This is a genomic window from Legionella busanensis, from assembly GCF_900461525.1.
GTDB classification, from domain to species: domain Bacteria; phylum Pseudomonadota; class Gammaproteobacteria; order Legionellales; family Legionellaceae; genus Legionella_C; species Legionella_C busanensis.
Window position 1 is genome coordinate 1062332 of sequence record NZ_UGOD01000001.1, and the last position, 18895, is coordinate 1081226.

Genomic DNA, 18895 nt, shown 5'->3' on the forward strand with positions numbered 1-18895 from the left:
AGCTTTTAGAAAATATTTAATTAAAAATTTAGCAATTTATAAGGATAGCAAATGCTAAACGCGGAATGGCCTGCCCAAGACTATGCAGTTGGTTCTTATATACAAGCAACTATTGCAGATCATTTACTTTCAAGTTTGCAACTTAAACCAACGGATGATGTTTTAGATATCGGCTGCGGTGATGGTAATTACACACGCAAAATCCTTGATAAAGTGCCTCAAGGGTCAGTATTGGGAATAGATGCGTCAGAAAATATGCTCTCTTTAGCTCAGGATGTCTGTAAAGATTATTCTAATTTTGCCGTACAAAAAAATAATGTACTTGATATGTCTTATACTAATCAATTTGATCAGGTTGTGTCTTTTTGGTGTTTGCAATGGGCGACAGACATTAAAAAGGCATTTACCAATATTGTCCGCGCACTTAAACCAGGCGGCCAGATTTTTACCATTTTTCCTGCTGGAGATGATCCTTATATTATGGCTTATTATGCAATTAAGGAGTCGGGGAAATTTGCAAGTCTTCGCCATTTTGAGGCACCAGTGGATTATAAAGAACTTAATAATTTAGCTACGAATCTAGCCAATATTCCTTGTAAAAGAATTAATGTTGACTTGATTGAAGAATCTTTAGTATTACCAAATTTAGAAATTTTTAAAAAATTTGTAAATGGTATTGCATTTTATCAAGGCCAAATTTCAAACTCTGAAATAAAATTGATTAATGAAGCTATGGTTAATTGGTATGAAAAAAAATGCCAGGAGTATTGGCAAGGCATTTATAAATTTAATCTTTCACTTTATTTAGTAACAGGAGAAAAGTAAGATTAATTTCTAATATACATTAATATTTTAAATAAAGATGGCAACAACAAAGCAAATCTTAGAAGAATTAAAGCAACAGAGTTATATACAACTGCCATTTGATCTTACTGAGGCGCAAATCGAGCAAGCAATAATAGCCTTTTTCCAATTTCTAGATGAACCTAAGGAAATTAAACAAGTTATTAATTTCTCCATAGCGCCTAATCACCGCCGAGGTGATGTTGGTTATCAGCAACGGCAAGCAGATGACCATATTTATAACGACAATAAGGAATTTTTTCATTTCCATCCAGCTATTTTCGATAGGTTTCAAGGTTATTTAGCTGAGCAACAAATCGTGGCCAATTTTTTACATCAAGCCAGGCTAATTTGGGATATAGTTTATAATTTTGTACTTAATATTTTTACATTACTTGAGCCCGTCTATCCGGGGATAGTTGATAAAATATTTGCAACAAGTAAATCACATATCCTTTTAAGGTTTTTAAAATATGATTGGCAGCAATCAGGAAAATATCTAGCTAAACCTCATTATGATGCGGGCTCTTTTACCTTAGCTATTGCAGAAAGTTGTCCTGGTTTAAGAATTGGTAGAGATCCACGTGATTTAAAAATAATAAAACATAAACCTAATCATGCTATTTTTATGCTTTCATCAAATTATCAAAAAATAATTAATACCTCAGACCTATTTCCAGCTTGGCATGATGTAATTCAGCTTGATGAAAATTTAATTGGGCAGCCATTTGCGCGCTGGGCATTGGTCGCCTTTATTGATGGACATGGCGTTGAGGCATTACCAAGAACAGAGACTCATAAGTGGTTTACAACTTAATTTTGACTAGAGTTTTCTATTTACAGCCGACTTAGCAAAGAAATCTATTTAATAATCTCGCTTTAACTTTAGTTAAAAATACCCCATTAAATATTTCAAATAAATCCTATATGATAGAATTTGGCCTATTATAAGAAACAAAAATGACCTTTTTAAAAAAGTATTTTTACCTTTTAGCTAGTATTATGCTTACAGGTTATCTCTTATCTGTATCAGCAACTTTATTTAATCCTTTTTTAGCAGCGCTTATCCTTGCATTAGCATTAAAACCTTTTGCCTCGATACTTGAAAAGTATAAAGTGCCAAGATTATTAAGTACAATTGTTTCAGTATTGTTGCTTATACTTATTCTTGTCGTATTGGTTGTTTTTTTTCAAGAACAAGTGCGTAGTATCGATTTTGAATTGGACAATTTTAGTCAAAATATAGTCGGTATTCCTACAAAGATACAAAACTGGATTACAAGCATCTTAGGAGTTAGTCAGGAGCAACAACAATCTATTCTTATGGAAGGCTTTACATCAGTAGTAAGGAATAGTACTTTTTTAGTTAGGCGAACTATGTCTTTCACGGCTTCCGTTTTTACAGCGTTTTTAATTTTTGCTACTGTGCTGTTCTTTCTGCTTTACTATCGAAAAAACCTTGTTTTATTTCTTTTTAAAATTACTCAATCCAAGAATCATGCTTCCTTAAAAGTCATTTTAAAGCGAGTTCAAATTGTAGTAGAAAATTATATATTTGGTTTGTTTTTGGTCATGTTTGTTGTCGCTTTATTAAATACTCTTGGGCTTTGGATCTTAGGGATTGAACACGCTGTTCTTTTTGGCGTAATGGGAGCGATTCTTACATTGATTCCCTATATCGGCATTTTTATTGGCTCATTGCTTCCTGCAATTTTTGCTTTGCTAACGACGGGATCTCTCTGGTATATGTTAGGCGTTATCCTTGTTTTTATGTTAGTACAATTCTTAGAGGGTAATTTCTTAACACCTAATATTGTAGGTAAACAAGTAAGTGTTAATCCCTTTGCCGCTATTCTCGGTTTGTTTATTGGCGGATTATTATTAGGCATTACAGGTGTTATGTTTGCTCTTCCAGTGCTAGCAATTGTTAAAGTTATCTGTGATGAAATTAAACCTTTAAGGCCGATTGGTTACTTAATTGGTAATTTTGACTAGATAAATAAAATGGATTAAACGTGAAGAAATCTAATTTATTTGCCTCGATTCCATATCCTATTATTCAGGCACCAATGGCCGGCGGTATCGTATCGCCTGAATTAACAGCTATGGTTTCAAATGCTGGAATGTTAGGTTCAATTGCAAGTGGATATCTTAATTTAGAAGACTGTGAAAAATTAATTTTAGCGGTTAAATCGCTTACTTCTCGTCCTTACATAGTTAATATTTTTATTGAAGAGCCTCGATGTAAAGAGCAACTTTTACCAAAACCTAAAACCATTTTAATGTTAGAGAAAAAGGCAGGGCTGGCGCCAAAAAAAACATTTATCATTCCAAAAACAATTCATCAAGAAAGTTTTGTCCAATTATTTATTAAACATAAAGTACCTATTGTCAGTACTACTTTCGGTATTTTTGATGCTGATATAATTAAGTACATAAAAATGCATGGGATAAAATTACTGGTAAATTGCTGTAGTTTGGATGAAGCGCAATATGCTGCAGCGCAAGGTGCAGATGCATTAATTTTACAAGGAACAGAAGCTGGTGGCCATCAAGGTAGTTTTTTAATCAACAAGCCTAATGAGATAACTACCTTAGAACTGCTAAAACAAGTTAAAAATTTAACACTAAATTTACCTATAATTGCTGCTGGCGGAATTAATTTAAAAAATATTAAATTTTACTGGAAAGAGGGGGCATTAGTACAATTAGGCACACTTTTTATGCTTAGTAATTTAAGCTTATTAAGTAGAGAATGTATACAATATATTTTAGCAAATCAACCCTTAATTAAAACGAAGCTTACCGATGCTATTACAGGTAAATGGGTACGCAGTATAGAAAATCTTTTAGTAAACAGTTTAATGAAAGCGGATTATCCTTTTCCAATACAACACTATGCGACTACTTATTTAAGAAGTATGTGTAAGAAAAAAAGCCTTTTCGATTTCGCAGGTCTTTGGCTAGGAAAACATGATAAATATCAATTTTTATTAACAGAAGATTTGATATACCTTCTAAAATCTGCTTATGAGGACTATTTAAAAGGGTAAAAGGCGAGAGAAGCATATTAAAGCAAAGATAATAAAAAGGGCTCTACGAGCCCTTTTCTATTATGGATTAGTACCAGTAGTACCTGAAGTAGTGGAATTACCAGAAGTAGTTGAACTGTTATCATCGTTTTGTACTTCACAAGTAATTTTAGTGCAATCACGGCAATGCTTAGAAGCAAATTTAAATGCATCTTCAGCTGACATTTTTTGTTGTGCCATTTTATCATCAGCTGCTTTGTCAGTTGCAACATCGCTGCTACTAGCATTTGTAGTACACATCCAATTAGCTTTCATGTTAGTGCTAGGAGTTTGATTATTTGTGCTTGAGCTAGCAAAAGCAACGCTTCCTGCCATTAAAATAGAAAATCCTAATATTACTTTATTCATGATGCTCTTCCTTTTTGTTTAAGTTAATTATCCTATTATGAACATCTAAATCTACGACAATTAATTATAGCAGAATAATAATTAATAAGTGATCAACTTTTCACTAAGGTAGTGACATACCTGATCTATTACCATAATTATCCAACTGAGATGTAATACAGCATCTTTAAGTAAGAAATTTTAAAAACCTTGCCTTAAAGACTATTTTGTTTGCCGTAACGCTAAGGCAAGAAAAACATAACTCCAACCACTCACCAATATCTCAATAGCAATAAGCAGGCCAATAACCCAAAGTCCACTGACAGGCCAGCTACTAAGAATAATAACACCCATAATAATAGATGCAATACCCGCTAAAATAAGCCAAAACCATCCTTTGGTTTTTTTTAGGGTAAAAGCCATCATAAAGCGGATAAAACCAATAGCAATTAAAAGCCAAGCTAAGAAAGCTGTTATAAGAGTTGAAGCTAATATGGGATCATAAATGATTAAAATACCTGCCCATATATAAAGCAAAGCAATAAGAATGTGCCAGGTTACTGCTTTCCATCCTTTACATTTAAAAGCATCTATAAGCTGAATGACCCCAGCAATAACAAGAATAGCACCGATGAGTATGATGCTTGCTAAAGTAACAGCTACTAACGTTCCTAAAGCTAAAGTGCCCAGGATAATAAATAAAATCCCTAAACCTAGCAGCCAGCCCCAATGACGTTTTAAGCTTGCTGGAATTAATATATTGTTACTATTGTTGTCCATAACTTTTACCAGTTGAAATTTTTTTATTAATAATAGATTATCGGCACAATAAATTATAGTAGAAGTCTATTAATCCAGGCAAATAGGGTTAAGCTTTAGGAGTTAAGATGGATCAACAGCTTATCAATAAGTTACGTAAAGACACACCAGGCTGTAAACATGTACTGCATTTCAATAATGCAGGTGCTGCTCTAATGCCTACCCCTGTTATTAACGCTTTACAATCTCACCTTAATTTAGAAGTCCAAATAGGTGGTTATGAAGCGGCTGAACAGGTTAGCGATCAAATTGAAAGTTTCTATTCCTTAGCTGCAAGACTTATTAATAGCCATGCTGAAGAAATTGCTTTTATGGATAATGGTACGCATGCGTGGGCTATAGCTTTTCATAGTTTGCTTTTAAAAAGAGGCGATAGAGTTTTAACTTGTATAAGTGAATATGCCAGTAACTATTTAACACTCTTACAACAAGCTAAAAAATGCGGAATTATTATAGAAGTTATAAAAAATGATAAGTATGGCCAGGTTGATATAGATGATTTAAAACAGAAACTAAATAAAGATGTTAAGTTAATTGCAATTACACATGTCCCAACTCAAGGTGGCTTGATTAATCCAATTGTAGAAGTAGGAAAAATTGCTCGCGAAATGAATATTCCATATCTATTGGATGCTATCCAATCAGTTGGTCAATTGCCTATTGATGTGGAAACCATTGGTTGTGATTTTCTCTGTGCTACTGGACGTAAATATTTACGGGGCCCACGAGGAACGGGATTTTTATATGTTCGTAGAAAAATGCTTAAAGATTGCGAACCCATGTTTATTGATCTACATTCAGCAACTTGGACAGCAATGAATAGTTATCAATTAAGAACAGATGCTCGCTGTTTTGAAACGTGGGAACAAAATATTGCTGCCAAGATTGGTTTAGCCAAAGCGATAGAATACGCACTTGATTTAAGTATGCCTGTTATTTGGCTTAGAATTAAATATTTAGCAAATCTATTACGTCAACAATTATCAGACATACCGGGGCTTACATTACAAGACTTAGGCGAAAATCAATGTGGATTAGTTACTTTCAATTTAGAAAATCTTTCTGCGCCTGCCCTTAAAAAACAGTTAGCTCAATTAAACATGAATGTCACTATATCTCTACAAGAGTACGCACGCCTAGACTTAGAAAGCAGAAATATTAAAGAGTTAATTAGAGCATCTGTTCATTATTATAATACAGAGGAGGAAATAGGATATCTCTGTGCAGCATTGAGAAGGTTAGCTGGGAATCCAAAATAATTTTAAAAGATTATTTATGATTATTTTGTTAAAGTAATGGTAATAAGATTACCTACGTCATGGATGTACCCTTGTGAATTTATTTATAACTATTTTCATTCTACTTATTTCAGGTCCGCTAATGGCTAAACAAAAGACTGAGTTATTTAATCATCATGATCTTTCTGGCTGGCAACATATTGGTGAAGGGGCCTTTCATGTTAAAGATAACTTATTAGTCACTGAAGGAGGGATGGGATTACTTTGGTACACTAAACAGAAATTTGGTAATGTTAAATTAAAAGTAGTTTATAAAGTTGATTATCCAGAAGCCAATTCCGGTATTTTTATTCGTATTGCTGATAAACCTAAGGATGTCTGGGATGCAGTGCATCAAGGCTATGAAGTACAAATCTGTGATAAAGGAAAAGAAGTTCATAATGAGTACTACCGAACAGGCGCAATTTATACCATGGCCAAACCATTAAAGCTTGCTTCCTATCCGCCTGGCCAGTGGAATACTTTTGAGATTATGATGAAAAATAATGAGGTAAAAATTTTCTTAAATGGTCAATTGGTAAATGACTTTTATCCTACTCAATCTATGCCAAAGAAAAAGCTATATTCAGATCCAGATAGAGGGGTTCGGCCTGAAATAGGTTATATTGGTATACAAAATCATGATCATACGGCTTTAAATAAAAATAGTCATGTTTATTTTAAAGAGATAAGCGTGACACCACTTAAAGAGTAACTGTTCATGTGATGACGCCAACTTAAGAACAGCTCTTTCCTTCCTGTGGGGCTATGTCGCATAGTTAATAAATGTCTTTTTCTAAAGCCAATGTCATTCCCGCGTAGGCGGGAATATATCTCTGCACAGTGCGGGTTTTAAGATGGATTTCCGCCTTCGCGGAAATGACAAATTCTTAAAATTAACTGAACCATTAACTTGAGTAACTACAACTTTTAGTTTAATGTTGCCTTGCAAAATTTTTTGCAGAGCTTCTACTTTCTATAATCCACCTCTTGAAACCTTTGCGCCTTGCACTAAAGTAAAATCTATAAGTGATGTAAGAGAGTTAAGGTTAAAAACAATTTTTGCTTAATTGATATTATAAGTCTTTAGGCAATTAAACCCTTTTTTATCTTCATTTTTGGTACTATAAATAGCCTTCCCTTCCATTAACTCACAGATTTGTTCAGTACTTAATGAGTCTAGGCAAGTAGTTAATGATAAATTTTTGCACATACTAAAAATATTATTTTGAGAGTTAATGGCATAATAATGATCATTGCTCCATTTAGCCTCGTCAGTTGTAAAGTAGGTAGTAAAATCTTGTATAGTTAAATCATCATTTAAATGAAAGATTTTCATGGCTGGATTATTATAATGACGTCGGCTTATAGAGGGAGTTGAGTAAGCATACAGATTTTTCCCGTCTTTGAGAGTAATTTTACGTAATTCATCATAATGACTATGCGATGTTAATAAAGAAATTTGCTGATAATTTTTATGATATTTATTAAGTAACTCAATAAATTGTGCTAAAGGCTCATCGTTCCAAACTTTTTTATTACGATAATCTATTCCCGGCTCTTCATGCATAGCAATTAATAATTGTTTAGCTTGATGGTTTTTTAGTTGAGCCGCTAGCCATTTTAATTGCTGTTTGGCATCAGCGTCCTGATTAAAATAAGCTGGAATCCAAAGCGGGAGTTTAGTAAATTGAGTTGCGTTTAAAACTATAAGTATTATGTCTTTATTTTTTGGAATAACATACGTTATATAGTAACCGCCACTCTGCATAGCAGTTTTATCTATCATTAACCCATCGCAATAAGCACAAGCGCCTTGCCAATCATAGGCATAGCTTAGTGGTGACTTACCTTGTTTTGCAAAAGGTTGATAGTTACCTTCAAGAGAATCATTATTACCTGGAATATAAAAAATTGGTTTATGCGTGTTATCTGCTGTAAATAAATCATGAAATATTTTCGCTTCATACTCTGCTTTGCTGCTAGCCTTGCTAAAAAAGGGAAAATGATGAGTAGGTAAATCGCCTAGAAGGAGAATAAAATCGACCTTTTGTTGCAGCGTTTTAAATCTGTCTAAAGTAGAAGACCATAAGATATCGCCTGTATCATGTCCATTGCCGGTGACATTATTCGCTCCATAATGAATATCTGAAAGCGCCAAAAAGCGGATAGCAGACCAGGTAGGCTGGGTAGCGATGAAAATAAAGAAACCAATCAATATTTTTAGTAATTTGTTCAAGGAATAGAATGAAAATATGATTTTTGTTCATTATAATCGAAAATTAATAAGATACAATGTCCACTTTAAGTTTGTTTGTTTAAGCGCTTTCCCTTAAAATTATCGCTTTTTAAACTAAGGTTTTGTATGTCCGAATTTTATGAGGATTTTACTAAAAGAAGAACGTTTGCCATTATCTCTCACCCAGATGCTGGTAAAACCACTGTAACAGAAAAGTTATTGTTATTTGGTGGTGCTATTCAGTTAGCAGGTACTGTAAAAGGTCGCAAAGCAGACAGACATGCAACATCTGACTGGATGGAAATGGAAAAAGAACGGGGAATTTCCATTACAACTTCAGTAATGCAATTTGTGCATAATGAACACGTGATTAACCTTCTTGATACGCCTGGCCATGAGGATTTTTCAGAAGATACTTATCGGACTTTAACCGCAGTTGATTCAGCGCTTATGGTAATTGACGTTGCTAAAGGAGTTGAAGAACGAACGGTTAAATTAATGGAAGTATGTCGGTTGCGCGATACACCTATTATGACCTTTATTAATAAATTAGATCGAGAAGGTCGAGAGCCTATTTCTCTACTTGATGAAGTAGAAGACGTATTAGGTATTCAATGTGCGCCTGTCACCTGGCCTGTTGGTATGGGTAAACGCTTTAAAGGAATTTACCATCTCTATCAAGATAAAATTTATCTTTATCAGCCAGGAAAGAATGCGCAAAAACAAGAAGCGGTTCAGATTGATGGTTTAGATAATCCTGAGCTTGATCAATTACTTGGTGATGTTGCGCAAGAATTGCGTGATGAAATTGAGTTAGTTAAAGGTGCTTCGCATGAATTTAATTTAACTGATTATTTAGCAGGTAAGTTAACGCCCGTCTATTTTGGTTCAGCGATTAACAATTTTGGTATTAAAGAATTACTTGATGATTTTACAATGCACGCGCCAGGCCCACGACCTCGCCAAGCCCTTGAGCGAGAAGTAAACCCTGACGAATCTAGTTTTAGTGGGTTCGTTTTTAAAATTCAAGCAAACATGGATCCTAAGCATCGTGATAGGATCGCTTTTTTACGTATTTGCTCAGGCACATTTAAACGAGGAATGAAGTTAAATCACTTACGTTTAGGAAAAGAAGTTGTAATTGCTAATGCGTTAACCTTTATGGCAGGGGATAGATCACATGCTGAAACGGCAATGGCAGGTGATATTATTGGGTTACATAACCATGGAACTATTCGTATTGGTGACACCTTTACTCAAGGTGAGGTGTTAAAATTTACTGGGATTCCCAATTTTGCTCCTGAATTGTTTCGCTTGGTGCGCTTAAAAGATCCTTTAAAAAGTAAAGCTTTATTAAAAGGGCTAGTTGAACTATCTGAAGAAGGCGCTACTCAAATCTTTAGACCATTAAATAGTAATCAATTGATTTTAGGGGCCGTAGGTGTATTGCAATTTGATGTGGTTGCACATCGACTTCGTCATGAATATAAAGTTGATTGTGTTTATGAATCAGTGAATGTGTCTTCTGCCCGCTGGGTTTATTCAGAAGATGATAAGGCAATGCAAGAGTTTCGTACAAAAGCATATGATTATTTAGCCCTAGATGGTAGTGACACTTTAATCTATTTAGCGCCTACTCGAGTTAATTTAACTATGGCTGAGGAACGTTATCCTAAAATTCAATTTTCATCAACAAGAGAACATTAAAGGATAGTAAAAGGTCTCTTAATATAATGAGAGGCCTTTATTAACATACACACGGTGCTGTTGATTCGGGGCAGATTGAAGAAGTTAATGAATCACTTATGTTTTGTGTATATTTATCCATAGATTTAAACAGATGATAACGTGTTAGCTTATTAGCAGTACTTGCCCCTGCTAAAAGAGATATGATAGCACTTCCTAAAGCAATACCCATGGTAATTCCTTGCGCGGTACCTGCCATAGTTGTTAATGGACCAAATATTAAACCACCAATAAAAATACCTAATGCTGCTCCTAGAACTGCACCTACTAAAGCACCACTTAAGGTACAAGCCGCCATGATAATTGTTTGATCAGTTGTTGCTGTTATGCAGGTTTGCTTGTATTGAGTAGCAGTATTTATAAAATTTTTTATTAGTTGATCTGCTTTTTGAAAATCATTCATAGATAATTTATTTAAGGCAGACTTAGTTTTAACAAATTCTGACAGTAAATCACTCGTCTGTTCAATAATTTTTTGAATCCCTGGTGCTTTATTCTCTAAACGACCTTTAAGATAAGCTTTGCAAAGTTGTTGATGAAGTAGAAGCTTAAGTTTTAATAAATCACTCTCATTATAATAGGCGTTACTCAGATTTAATTGTTGAATACTTTTGAGTGTGGTAAAAAATGATGGGTTTGCTTCTTTTAAGTTTTGAAAAAACATTCTAATTAACTTATCTTTAAGCTTTGCATTTTGTTCAGGGAGCTCATAGCTAGTCATTAAAGTAATCTGAGCAGTATAATCTAGTTGACAAAAATGGCGTAGGAAAAGTAATTTGGCATGTTCTTGCCGGCTAATAAAATTTTCCTGTAAAAATTGCTTAATCTGGTGACTTAATAAATCAAGGTTAGTTAAATTGGTTTCAGAATTATTTAAGCCTATGCGATGCGCAAAATCCAGAATAATTTGCGGCTGATTTTTATAGCACGCTACTGCAATGTCAATTTGCTGATTAATAAACTCAGTCAATTCTCCTCTATCAATCATAGAGTAGCGAGCTAGCGTTTCAAAAAAGTAAGTAGCAGAATAGGTAAGAGCGTCAGAAATTTGATCATGATAAGCTGGTGGCCCACTATAGGAGGGATGATAGCGAAATAGATTGTGAAAACTTTTAAGATGAATTCTTTCATCAAATTTACGCTGACCAAATAGACGGAAATCACCCAGGGCACCACCAAAATCAATTTGTACAGCCCGTGTATTACCTATATTAGGTATTAAATAATAATTTTTATTATGAATGATGAAAGCTTCACTATACTCATCAATATCAGGTTGCCTAGCTAATTTAAATTTATAATATTTGATATGATTAATAGATATTTCTTCAATTTCATTTAAAGGATAATCTTGGGGAATTGCTTTTTTTATACAATAGCCAATGTAACGCGCATTCTCAAAGATAGGGATAAGCTCTTGGTCAGTTGATTTTTTTATGGGGACGGCGCCAATATTTTTATAGTGGGTATCAGGATCATCAATGATGCCACGCTTTGCTAATCCAGGTATCAGATCTTTATAGCGTCCTGCCTCTGTCATTGTATCAATGCAGATATCGTACTCAAAATAACGAGGCCTATGATGAGGTAGCGTGTAGAATTTATCACCCACTACCCTACGTAATTCTTGATAAGCTGGTAATTGATAAGCAAGATAGGCATCTAAGTATAAATCTCGGTAATCTTGAAATAATTCAGAGGCAATATAGAGCCCTTTGTCAAAAGACAAAGGAAGATAAGAAACATTAGCAATAATACTTGGATCTTCGCCAATTTTTTCAGCGATAAAACGCATAATTTGACTAGCGAAAACCTCGCAGATATTTTTGTCCTGCTCTGGATCTTGTTTTAAGTAATACTTGCTAATGTCTGTTTGATTAATCATGTTATAAATAACCGTGTTTTTAAGGGTTTCTGCCTTAAATATCCAAATAATTTCTGATTTTAGGGCCTATTATAATCAAAATTTGATAAAGTTCTAGACATATTGATTTATTGAAATTAAATTTGGTTAGGAAAAGCCTTTAATAAAAGGGTAAGTAGTTTTGCTATACTTAACGCTAAAAGTTAGTTAGGAGTAATTTTGCATAACAAACGGATTTGGTATCAAAGCTTTGTTGACCCGATAGAGCAGAAGAATTATTTAACCCATCTACAAACCTATTTAGATACCTATGCAGATAAAGGATTTAAATTTGAAGTACATGGATTGACGCCGCCTGATAAAAATTTGCATCCCTTAACTGAGTTTCGTTGTGCAGCACAGACCATACAAAATGCGATTAAAGCTGAGAAGGATGGATTTGATGCTTTTGTAATTGGGCATTTTCAAGAGCCAGGTATCAATGAAATTAAAGCTATTTTAGATATACCTGTCATCGGACTCGGTGAGACAAACATGCTCTATGCCTGTAGCATTGGGCGGACCATAGGATTAGCCACTATTAATCCAATTTTTATTCCTTGGCATGAAAATCAAATAAATTATTATGGTTTAGAGCGACGAATTGTCTCTGTGCAAGCCGTCAATGCTCAAGTTGATGATTTTGAGCAAGCATTCACTAATAAAGCTGTTTATAAAAAATTACGTAATAATTTCTTAGAGCAAATTAAGCCTATGGTAGCAGAAGGCGTTGAAGTCATTATCTTAGCAGGTGGCTTACCAATGCTTTTACTTGCCCGACAAAAAAATCTAACCGTTGATGGTGCGGTTATTGTAAATGGTATAGCAGTTTGTGCTAAGTTTGCCGAAATGGCTTTAAAATTACAGGAATTAACTGGAAACTTTATCAGCCGTAGGGCAACTTATATACAAGCAAATACACAAACTATTAATGAATTTTTAAATTTGTTTTGCCAAAAATAGGTATTGCTCATTAAGCTTAGCTTTTTCTTACTCTTTGGCAAAATTTAAAGGAATTATTAGATTATGCAACCACAAGTTATTCTTATTACGGGCTGTTCAAGTGGGATTGGTTATGATGCAGCACTTGCATTAGCTAAGCGTGGTCATCGCGTCATTGCTTCTTGTCGCAAGACAGAGGATTTACAAAATTTATTAGCCCAAGGCTTAGAAGCTGTTTTATTAGATGTAAATGACTCTGCTTCAATTAAACAGGCATTCCAAGAAGTTTTAACTAAGACAGAGGGTCGTTTAGATGTTTTAATTAATAATGCTGGCTATGGACAAGGTGGGGCACTTGAAGATATTTCGCGGGAAGCTTTACGATTACAGTTTGAAACCAATGTTTTTGGTTTGCTTGATATCACACGCTTAGCAATTCCTATCATGCGTAAGCAAGGTTATGGCCGAATTATTAATATAAGCTCCATTTTGGGTCTAGTTAGCATGCGTTTTCGAGGTGCTTATAATGCTTCAAAATATGCAGTTGAGGGTTTAAGCGACACTTTACGTCTTGAACTTGCGCCCTCAGGCATCAAAGTCATTACCATTGAACCAGGGCCCATAAAAAGTAAGTTTAGAGATAATGTGATTGATGTATCGTTTATGCATATTGATTTTGAGAACAGTCATTTTAAACAGGCATATGACCATATGTTAAACTCTTATAAAGAGCAAAAAGAGGAGTCAATTTTTACCAAAGGAACAGATGCCGTCATTAATAAATTAATTCACGCAATTGAATCATCTAAACCTAAAGCAAAATATTTAGTAACCTTTCCTGCTTATTTATTTGCCTTCTTAAAGCGATTTTTATCCACGAAAATGCTTGATCGCGCTCTGGGTGCTATTTCCAGAAGAGAAATTAAATCTGATTAATTTAAAAGAAAAAATAAAAATTTTACTATTTCCTCTTAAAAATTTAAAAGGAAATAGTAGATGTTAGGACAAGCTTAAGAAATTTGACATTTAGTCTTAATAGAGTGAGGCCCTTTATTTGTTAATTCAACTTGTGCTGCAGCTTCGGCAACTAAGTCAAAAACATCACCATTGCGGATAATGATATCTAATTCATCACCGGCTTTAATCACTCTACCATTAACCTGGCCTGAACGATTTAATCCTTTAACATGCATAATATTACTTTCATCTTGCGTCTGAACTTTACAAACTGCATGAATTTTGAAAATAGTAAAATTAGTAAAAACTTCGGGCGAGTTAGCTTGAAGTTCATAATCTATACTTGTTTTTGGGCTTAAGCTATGAGTCATAGCCATAGTTGCACTGCTTATTAAAGCGCCAGCACATAAAAAACTTAAAGCAATTTTTCGCATTAGTAAATCCTTAGTGTAAAAAACGGCTACTAAGATACCCTTAATTTTTATCTATAGCAATTGTGTCATTGAGTAAATAGGCTGTATTTTCGGTTAGCATTTACAAATCTGCTAACGCTTTAACAATTGATTCTGTCATTGCCTTGGCATCACCAAAGAGCATATAAGTGTTTTCTCTATAAAATAATTCGTTTTCAACACCGGCATAACCCGCGGCAAGACTTCTCTTAACAAATAAAACGGTTTTAGCTCTTTCAACTTCTAAAATAGGCATACCATAAATAGGGGAACTTGAATTAGTTTTTGCTGCAGGATTAGTAATATCATTCGCGCCAATAACAAAAGCAACGTCGCATGTAGCAAAGTCTGAATTGATTTCACTTTGCTCAAAAACACGATCATACGGAATATTAGCCTCCGCTAATAAAACATTCATATGACCAGGCATACGGCCTGCGACCGGATGAATAGCAAAACGTACACGAATAGAGCGTTTTTCTAACGCATCCATTAATTCTTTAACCGCGTGCTGAGCATGAGCCACAGCCATCCCATAGCCTGGAATAATAATAACATCTTGAGCATTACTTAATAAAAAGGCAGCATCTTCACCATTTGCTTGCCGAACGGATTGATTATCACGTTGAATGGCAGCAGTATTATCATCTGTAGTTCCTTGGAAACCACCAAAAATGACATTAATTATTGAGCGATTCATGCCAACACACATGATATAGCTTAAGATAGCACCACTGGCACCCACTAAAGCGCCGGTGATCACTAAAAGATTATTACTTAAGGTAAAACCAATGCCAGCAGCAGCCCAACCTGAATAAGAATTAAGCATGGAAATGACAACCGGCATATCGGCACCGCCGATGGGTATAATTAATAAAATACCAATTAAAAAAGCTAAAAAAGTCAGACTTGAAAAAATACTTAATGTCTGCTGCATAACAAAGGCTGCCAAAAGCGCTAAAATAACGAGGGCAATAATTAAATTAATCCAAACATGTCCTTTAAAACGAATAGGTTGGCCTGACATAATCCCTTGTAGTTTTAAAAAAGCAATAATTGAACCTGAAAAAGTAATAGCCCCAATAATTAAACCTAAGCTCATTTCAATTAAGCTTTTAAGTTCAATATCGCCAGGTACGCCAATATTAAAAGAAGCAGGAGAAAGAAAAGCACAAAATGCTACTAAAACTGCAGCTAAACCTACTAAAGAATGAAAGGCGGCAACTAATTGCGGAATAGCGGTCATATTAATTTTAAGGGCAATAATAGTTCCTACAATCCCGCCAGCAATGATAAGACTTATTAAGAGTAGATGATGATTGATGGTTGGCATTAGCAAGGTTGCAACAACAGCAATGATCATACCGAGTATACCAAGTAGGTTTCCACCTCTTGCTGTAACAGGACTAGCTAATCCTTTAAGAGCTAAAATAAAAAAGACAGCGGCAATTAAATACAGAAATGAAATTAATGAAGTCATGGTTGTATCCATTATTATTTTTTATACATTCTTAGCATCCGTTGCGTAACAACAAAGCCGCCGAAAATATTTATTGCAGTAATAAAAATTGCAAATCCACCTAAAATTGTTATCGTGCCTAATAATTTATTACCTGCAGCAATCAAAGCACCTAAAATAATGATACTTGAAATGGCATTCGTTACAGACATGAGAGGGGTATGTAAAGCAGGTGTTACTTTCCATATTACGTAATACCCAACAAAGCAGGCTAATACAAAAATAGTTAAAATGGCAATATAATCATTTGCACTAACAGTATGATTTAACATGCTAAACCTCCTTTGTTTTTTGAAATGGCATGTAGGAACCTTCATGACAAAGCAATGCTTGCTGAAGAATTTCATCTTCCACATTAAAACATAATGAAGTTGGCGCAACTGTAATTAAACGTATTAAATTTAAGACATTGTTAGCATAAAGTTCACTGGCAGTTGCAGGTATTAACCCTGCAAAATTGCTATAACCAATGATAGTAGTATCACTATGTTTAATTATTTGATCTTTTTCACTTAATTCACAATTGCCCCCACGTGCAGTAGCTAAATCGACAATAACGGAGCCCTCTTTCATTTCCTCAACCGTGTCGCGCTTAATTAATACAGGTGCAGGTCGACCTGGGATAAGAGCCGTACTAACAACAATATCAGCAAGTTTGGCGTATTTATGAATAAGTGCTGCTTGACGTGCCTTATAGCTTTCACTCATTTCATTGGCATAGCCACCTGCTGCTTCAAGATCAGCGTCATCTTCAACCTCAATAAATTCAGCGCCTAAACTTTCTACTTGTTCTTTAGCCGCTCGGCGTACATCAAAAGCATAAACGACAGCGCCTAAACGTTTAGCCGTAGCAATAGCTTGTAAACCCGCAACACCAGCCCCAAGTATTAAAATTTTAGCCGGTTTAATCATGCCAGCAGCGGTCATCATCATAGGAATTGCTCGATTAAAATGATTAATGCCTTCTAACACGGCGCGGTAACCTGCTAAATTAGCCTGCGAAGATAGACTATCCATAGCTTGAGCTCGGCTAATTCGCGGAATTAAGTTCATCGAAAAAAGGCTTATTCTATGTTTGCAACACCATTTAATTAGTTCACTTTCAGGTTCATTATCAACAGGTGCGATAATAAGTGCCTTATCAGGTAGAGTCGTTAGTAAGGTAGGATCTGGCGTATTAACAAAGGTTACTACATTGGTATTATTTAATAACTCTTTTCGATTATCGCTGATACTTGCTTCAACTTCTTCATAAGCTTTATCACTAAAACCAGAAGCAAGGCCGGCATTTTTTTCGCAATAAACTTTAAAGCCCAATTTGGTGTATTGTTTAACAACAGATGGAGTGATAGCAACCCGTGAGTCTGCTGGGCTTTCATTCAAAGCAGCAATAATCATAGCTAATCCTTTAACTAAATAATTTATCGTATGATATACCAATAGATTTTGCTAGTTTTTATAGAAATTTGGAATAAATTTATGAAATTAGCTCACTAAATTTAGCTAAATTATTTCTTTATCAAATTCCAGAAATTAAGGAAAGATTTAAAAAGGCTAGTTTTCTTACTATAGCATTATTTAGAAAGTAATTAATGATAAAGAGGGATATAGTTGACTATATCCCTCTTTAAAGATTTAAGAAGTGTATTTAATTTCAGATGATACTTGTTCCATATCGTGAGTTTGCTGAGGCGCGAATAACAATTGTGGTGATTTTGCATAACTGTAGCCTTCACCCTTAAAGGCACTAATATTGACACCTTTAATGTTCTCTTCTCTAAATGCGCTTGCTACTTGTCCTAATAGGCCTTTTGTATCCTCAACAGAGGCAGTAACGCCTGCTGTATTATAGCCCATTAGTACGACTCCGCTGACCTTTTTATGTATATGTGCTTTTACACACTCTGCAATTTGACTTGGACTACAATCAGCAATTTTTTTAGAATCACCAAGAGTAGGACCCATAAAGACCAAGGTAGGTTGTTTTTCATTATCTTTATTTACACTGTCAGATATAGTGAGAACTTTTTTAACGACTTCAAAGTGGTAAGAAGACACTCGAACGCATTGATTTGGATACTTCTCTTCGCTATAAGCGTCGTAAGCTTTTTTAAGTTCACCATGTAAGCCAGGCGGGGTAATAATTGTATGAGTTTTATTACTAAGATAATTTTCAACATTACCGTTTTGCTGCGCCTCAAGTTTATACTTCTCTGGCATCACAGCTAATAAAGTCACATCACATTTAATAAAATGGTCTATACCTAATCTATCAATCATAAGGCTTTTAATAGCATCATTACGAACATTTCTAAGACCTTCAGGGTATTTAGAAGCAAAAGCGATAAAAAGCTCTACTTCTTGACTATAAAATGTTGAACGTCCAGTAGGGAAATGAAGGCTTAGATTTTCTCTAAGTTGAGTATTATTTTCTTGGCCAATTAATCGGTGCATAAGCTCAAGGTACTGAACATACAAGTTAGGTTTTACTGTGGGGGAACAATTTTGACTAAGCGGCTCTAAAATATCTAAATGATTAATAGATGCTACTTTTTCTAAGAAATCTATTTGCTCAGATGTCAAATGCGAAATATTAGCAATGTTCGATTTAAAATTTGTAAGTTCTTGCTGACCTCTTTCGGTTAGCTGACCGTATTTCGTAAACATAATTTTTCTCAATTAATTACAGCTATATTCACACTATAAACGTGTATTATTAAGGCATTATTAATTAAATATATGTCAAATGTAAATTTATTGTAAAAATTGATTAAATTAT

The 18895-nt window shown here is 34.5% G+C and carries 18 protein-coding genes; 9 read left to right on the forward strand and 9 right to left on the reverse strand.

What is annotated here, in order from left to right; all coding sequences use genetic code 11:
• The first annotated feature begins 51 nt into the window (after nucleotides 1-51).
• The 4 genes from DYH30_RS04830 to DYH30_RS04845 all read left to right on the forward strand — a co-directional run bounded on the left by DYH30_RS04830 (nucleotide 52) and on the right by DYH30_RS04845 (nucleotide 3896).
• Complete coding sequence (locus DYH30_RS04830) at nucleotides 52-825, forward strand: class I SAM-dependent methyltransferase (RefSeq protein WP_115330560.1); 774 nt, start codon at nucleotides 52-54, stop codon at nucleotides 823-825.
• A gap of 37 nt (nucleotides 826-862) precedes the next feature.
• Entirely contained in the window at nucleotides 863-1660 is a 798-nt protein-coding gene (locus DYH30_RS04835) for a hypothetical protein (RefSeq protein WP_115330561.1), read from the forward strand.
• Nucleotides 1661-1803: 143 nt separating this feature from the next.
• A complete protein-coding gene (locus tag DYH30_RS04840) occupies nucleotides 1804-2838 on the forward strand; it encodes an AI-2E family transporter (protein WP_115330562.1) in 1035 nt (344 codons plus the stop codon).
• Nucleotides 2839-2858: 20 nt separating this feature from the next.
• Nucleotides 2859-3896 carry an NAD(P)H-dependent flavin oxidoreductase gene (locus DYH30_RS04845; RefSeq protein ID WP_115330563.1) on the forward strand — a complete coding sequence of 346 codons (1038 nt, stop codon included), beginning with the start codon at nucleotides 2859-2861 and terminating at the stop codon, nucleotides 3894-3896.
• A 60-nt stretch (nucleotides 3897-3956) separates the two neighbouring features.
• On the opposite strand, the gene DYH30_RS04850 is transcribed toward DYH30_RS04845, so the two are convergent.
• Both DYH30_RS04850 and DYH30_RS04855 read right to left on the reverse strand, forming a co-directional pair.
• Nucleotides 3957-4283, reverse strand: coding sequence for a hypothetical protein (locus DYH30_RS04850; RefSeq protein WP_242604748.1), 327 nt, complete (start codon nucleotides 4281-4283; stop codon nucleotides 3957-3959).
• Nucleotides 4284-4484: 201 nt separating this feature from the next.
• The gene (locus DYH30_RS04855; protein WP_115330564.1) at nucleotides 4485-5042 is read right to left on the reverse strand and encodes an HdeD family acid-resistance protein; all 558 of its coding nucleotides are present in this window, start codon (nucleotides 5040-5042) and stop codon (nucleotides 4485-4487) included.
• 107 nt (nucleotides 5043-5149) lie between these two features.
• Between DYH30_RS04855 and DYH30_RS04860 the strand changes: the two genes are divergently transcribed.
• Both DYH30_RS04860 and DYH30_RS04865 read left to right on the forward strand, forming a co-directional pair.
• On the forward strand, nucleotides 5150-6340 hold the full coding sequence (locus DYH30_RS04860) for an aminotransferase class V-fold PLP-dependent enzyme (protein WP_115330565.1): 1191 nt from the start codon (nucleotides 5150-5152) through the stop codon (nucleotides 6338-6340).
• A 121-nt stretch (nucleotides 6341-6461) separates the two neighbouring features.
• Complete coding sequence (locus tag DYH30_RS04865) at nucleotides 6462-7073, forward strand: 3-keto-disaccharide hydrolase (RefSeq protein ID WP_207385795.1); 612 nt, start codon at nucleotides 6462-6464, stop codon at nucleotides 7071-7073.
• Between the two features lie 351 nt (nucleotides 7074-7424).
• Here the strand turns inward: DYH30_RS04865 and DYH30_RS04870 are convergent, their stop codons facing one another.
• Nucleotides 7425-8597, reverse strand: coding sequence for a metallophosphoesterase family protein (locus DYH30_RS04870; protein ID WP_160116153.1), 1173 nt, complete (start codon nucleotides 8595-8597; stop codon nucleotides 7425-7427).
• Between the two features lie 126 nt (nucleotides 8598-8723).
• Here DYH30_RS04870 and DYH30_RS04875 point away from each other — a divergent pair, with 126 nt between their 5' ends.
• Nucleotides 8724-10304 (forward strand): peptide chain release factor 3, encoded by a 1581-nt coding sequence (locus tag DYH30_RS04875; protein ID WP_115330568.1) that lies wholly within the window; start codon nucleotides 8724-8726, stop codon nucleotides 10302-10304.
• 40 nt (nucleotides 10305-10344) lie between these two features.
• Here the strand turns inward: DYH30_RS04875 and DYH30_RS04880 are convergent, their stop codons facing one another.
• Nucleotides 10345-12228, reverse strand: a complete 1884-nt coding sequence (locus DYH30_RS04880) for an MFS transporter (RefSeq protein ID WP_115330569.1) — start codon at nucleotides 12226-12228, stop codon at nucleotides 10345-10347.
• A 198-nt stretch (nucleotides 12229-12426) separates the two neighbouring features.
• Here DYH30_RS04880 and DYH30_RS04885 point away from each other — a divergent pair, with 198 nt between their 5' ends.
• Both DYH30_RS04885 and DYH30_RS04890 read left to right on the forward strand, forming a co-directional pair.
• Entirely contained in the window at nucleotides 12427-13209 is a 783-nt protein-coding gene (locus DYH30_RS04885; protein WP_115330570.1) for an aspartate/glutamate racemase family protein, read from the forward strand.
• A gap of 63 nt (nucleotides 13210-13272) precedes the next feature.
• Nucleotides 13273-14124, forward strand: a complete 852-nt coding sequence (locus tag DYH30_RS04890; RefSeq protein WP_115330571.1) for an SDR family NAD(P)-dependent oxidoreductase — start codon at nucleotides 13273-13275, stop codon at nucleotides 14122-14124.
• A gap of 74 nt (nucleotides 14125-14198) precedes the next feature.
• Here DYH30_RS04890 and DYH30_RS04895 read toward each other — a convergent pair whose 3' ends face one another.
• The 5 genes from DYH30_RS04895 to DYH30_RS04915 all read right to left on the reverse strand — a co-directional run bounded on the left by DYH30_RS04895 (nucleotide 14199) and on the right by DYH30_RS04915 (nucleotide 18783).
• Entirely contained in the window at nucleotides 14199-14579 is a 381-nt protein-coding gene (locus tag DYH30_RS04895; RefSeq protein WP_115330572.1) for a hypothetical protein, read from the reverse strand.
• Between the two features lie 100 nt (nucleotides 14580-14679).
• Nucleotides 14680-16077 (reverse strand): NAD(P)(+) transhydrogenase (Re/Si-specific) subunit beta, encoded by a 1398-nt coding sequence (locus DYH30_RS04900; protein ID WP_115330573.1) that lies wholly within the window; start codon nucleotides 16075-16077, stop codon nucleotides 14680-14682.
• A gap of 14 nt (nucleotides 16078-16091) precedes the next feature.
• Nucleotides 16092-16388: a proton-translocating transhydrogenase family protein gene (locus tag DYH30_RS04905; protein WP_115330574.1), complete on the reverse strand. Its 297-nt coding sequence runs from the start codon at nucleotides 16386-16388 to the stop codon at nucleotides 16092-16094.
• A gap of 1 nt (nucleotide 16389) precedes the next feature.
• Nucleotides 16390-17514, reverse strand: coding sequence for a Re/Si-specific NAD(P)(+) transhydrogenase subunit alpha (locus DYH30_RS04910; protein ID WP_115330575.1), 1125 nt, complete (start codon nucleotides 17512-17514; stop codon nucleotides 16390-16392).
• A gap of 237 nt (nucleotides 17515-17751) precedes the next feature.
• Nucleotides 17752-18783, reverse strand: a complete 1032-nt coding sequence (locus tag DYH30_RS04915) for a hypothetical protein (protein ID WP_115330576.1) — start codon at nucleotides 18781-18783, stop codon at nucleotides 17752-17754.
• Nucleotides 18784-18895: the final 112 nt, after the last annotated feature.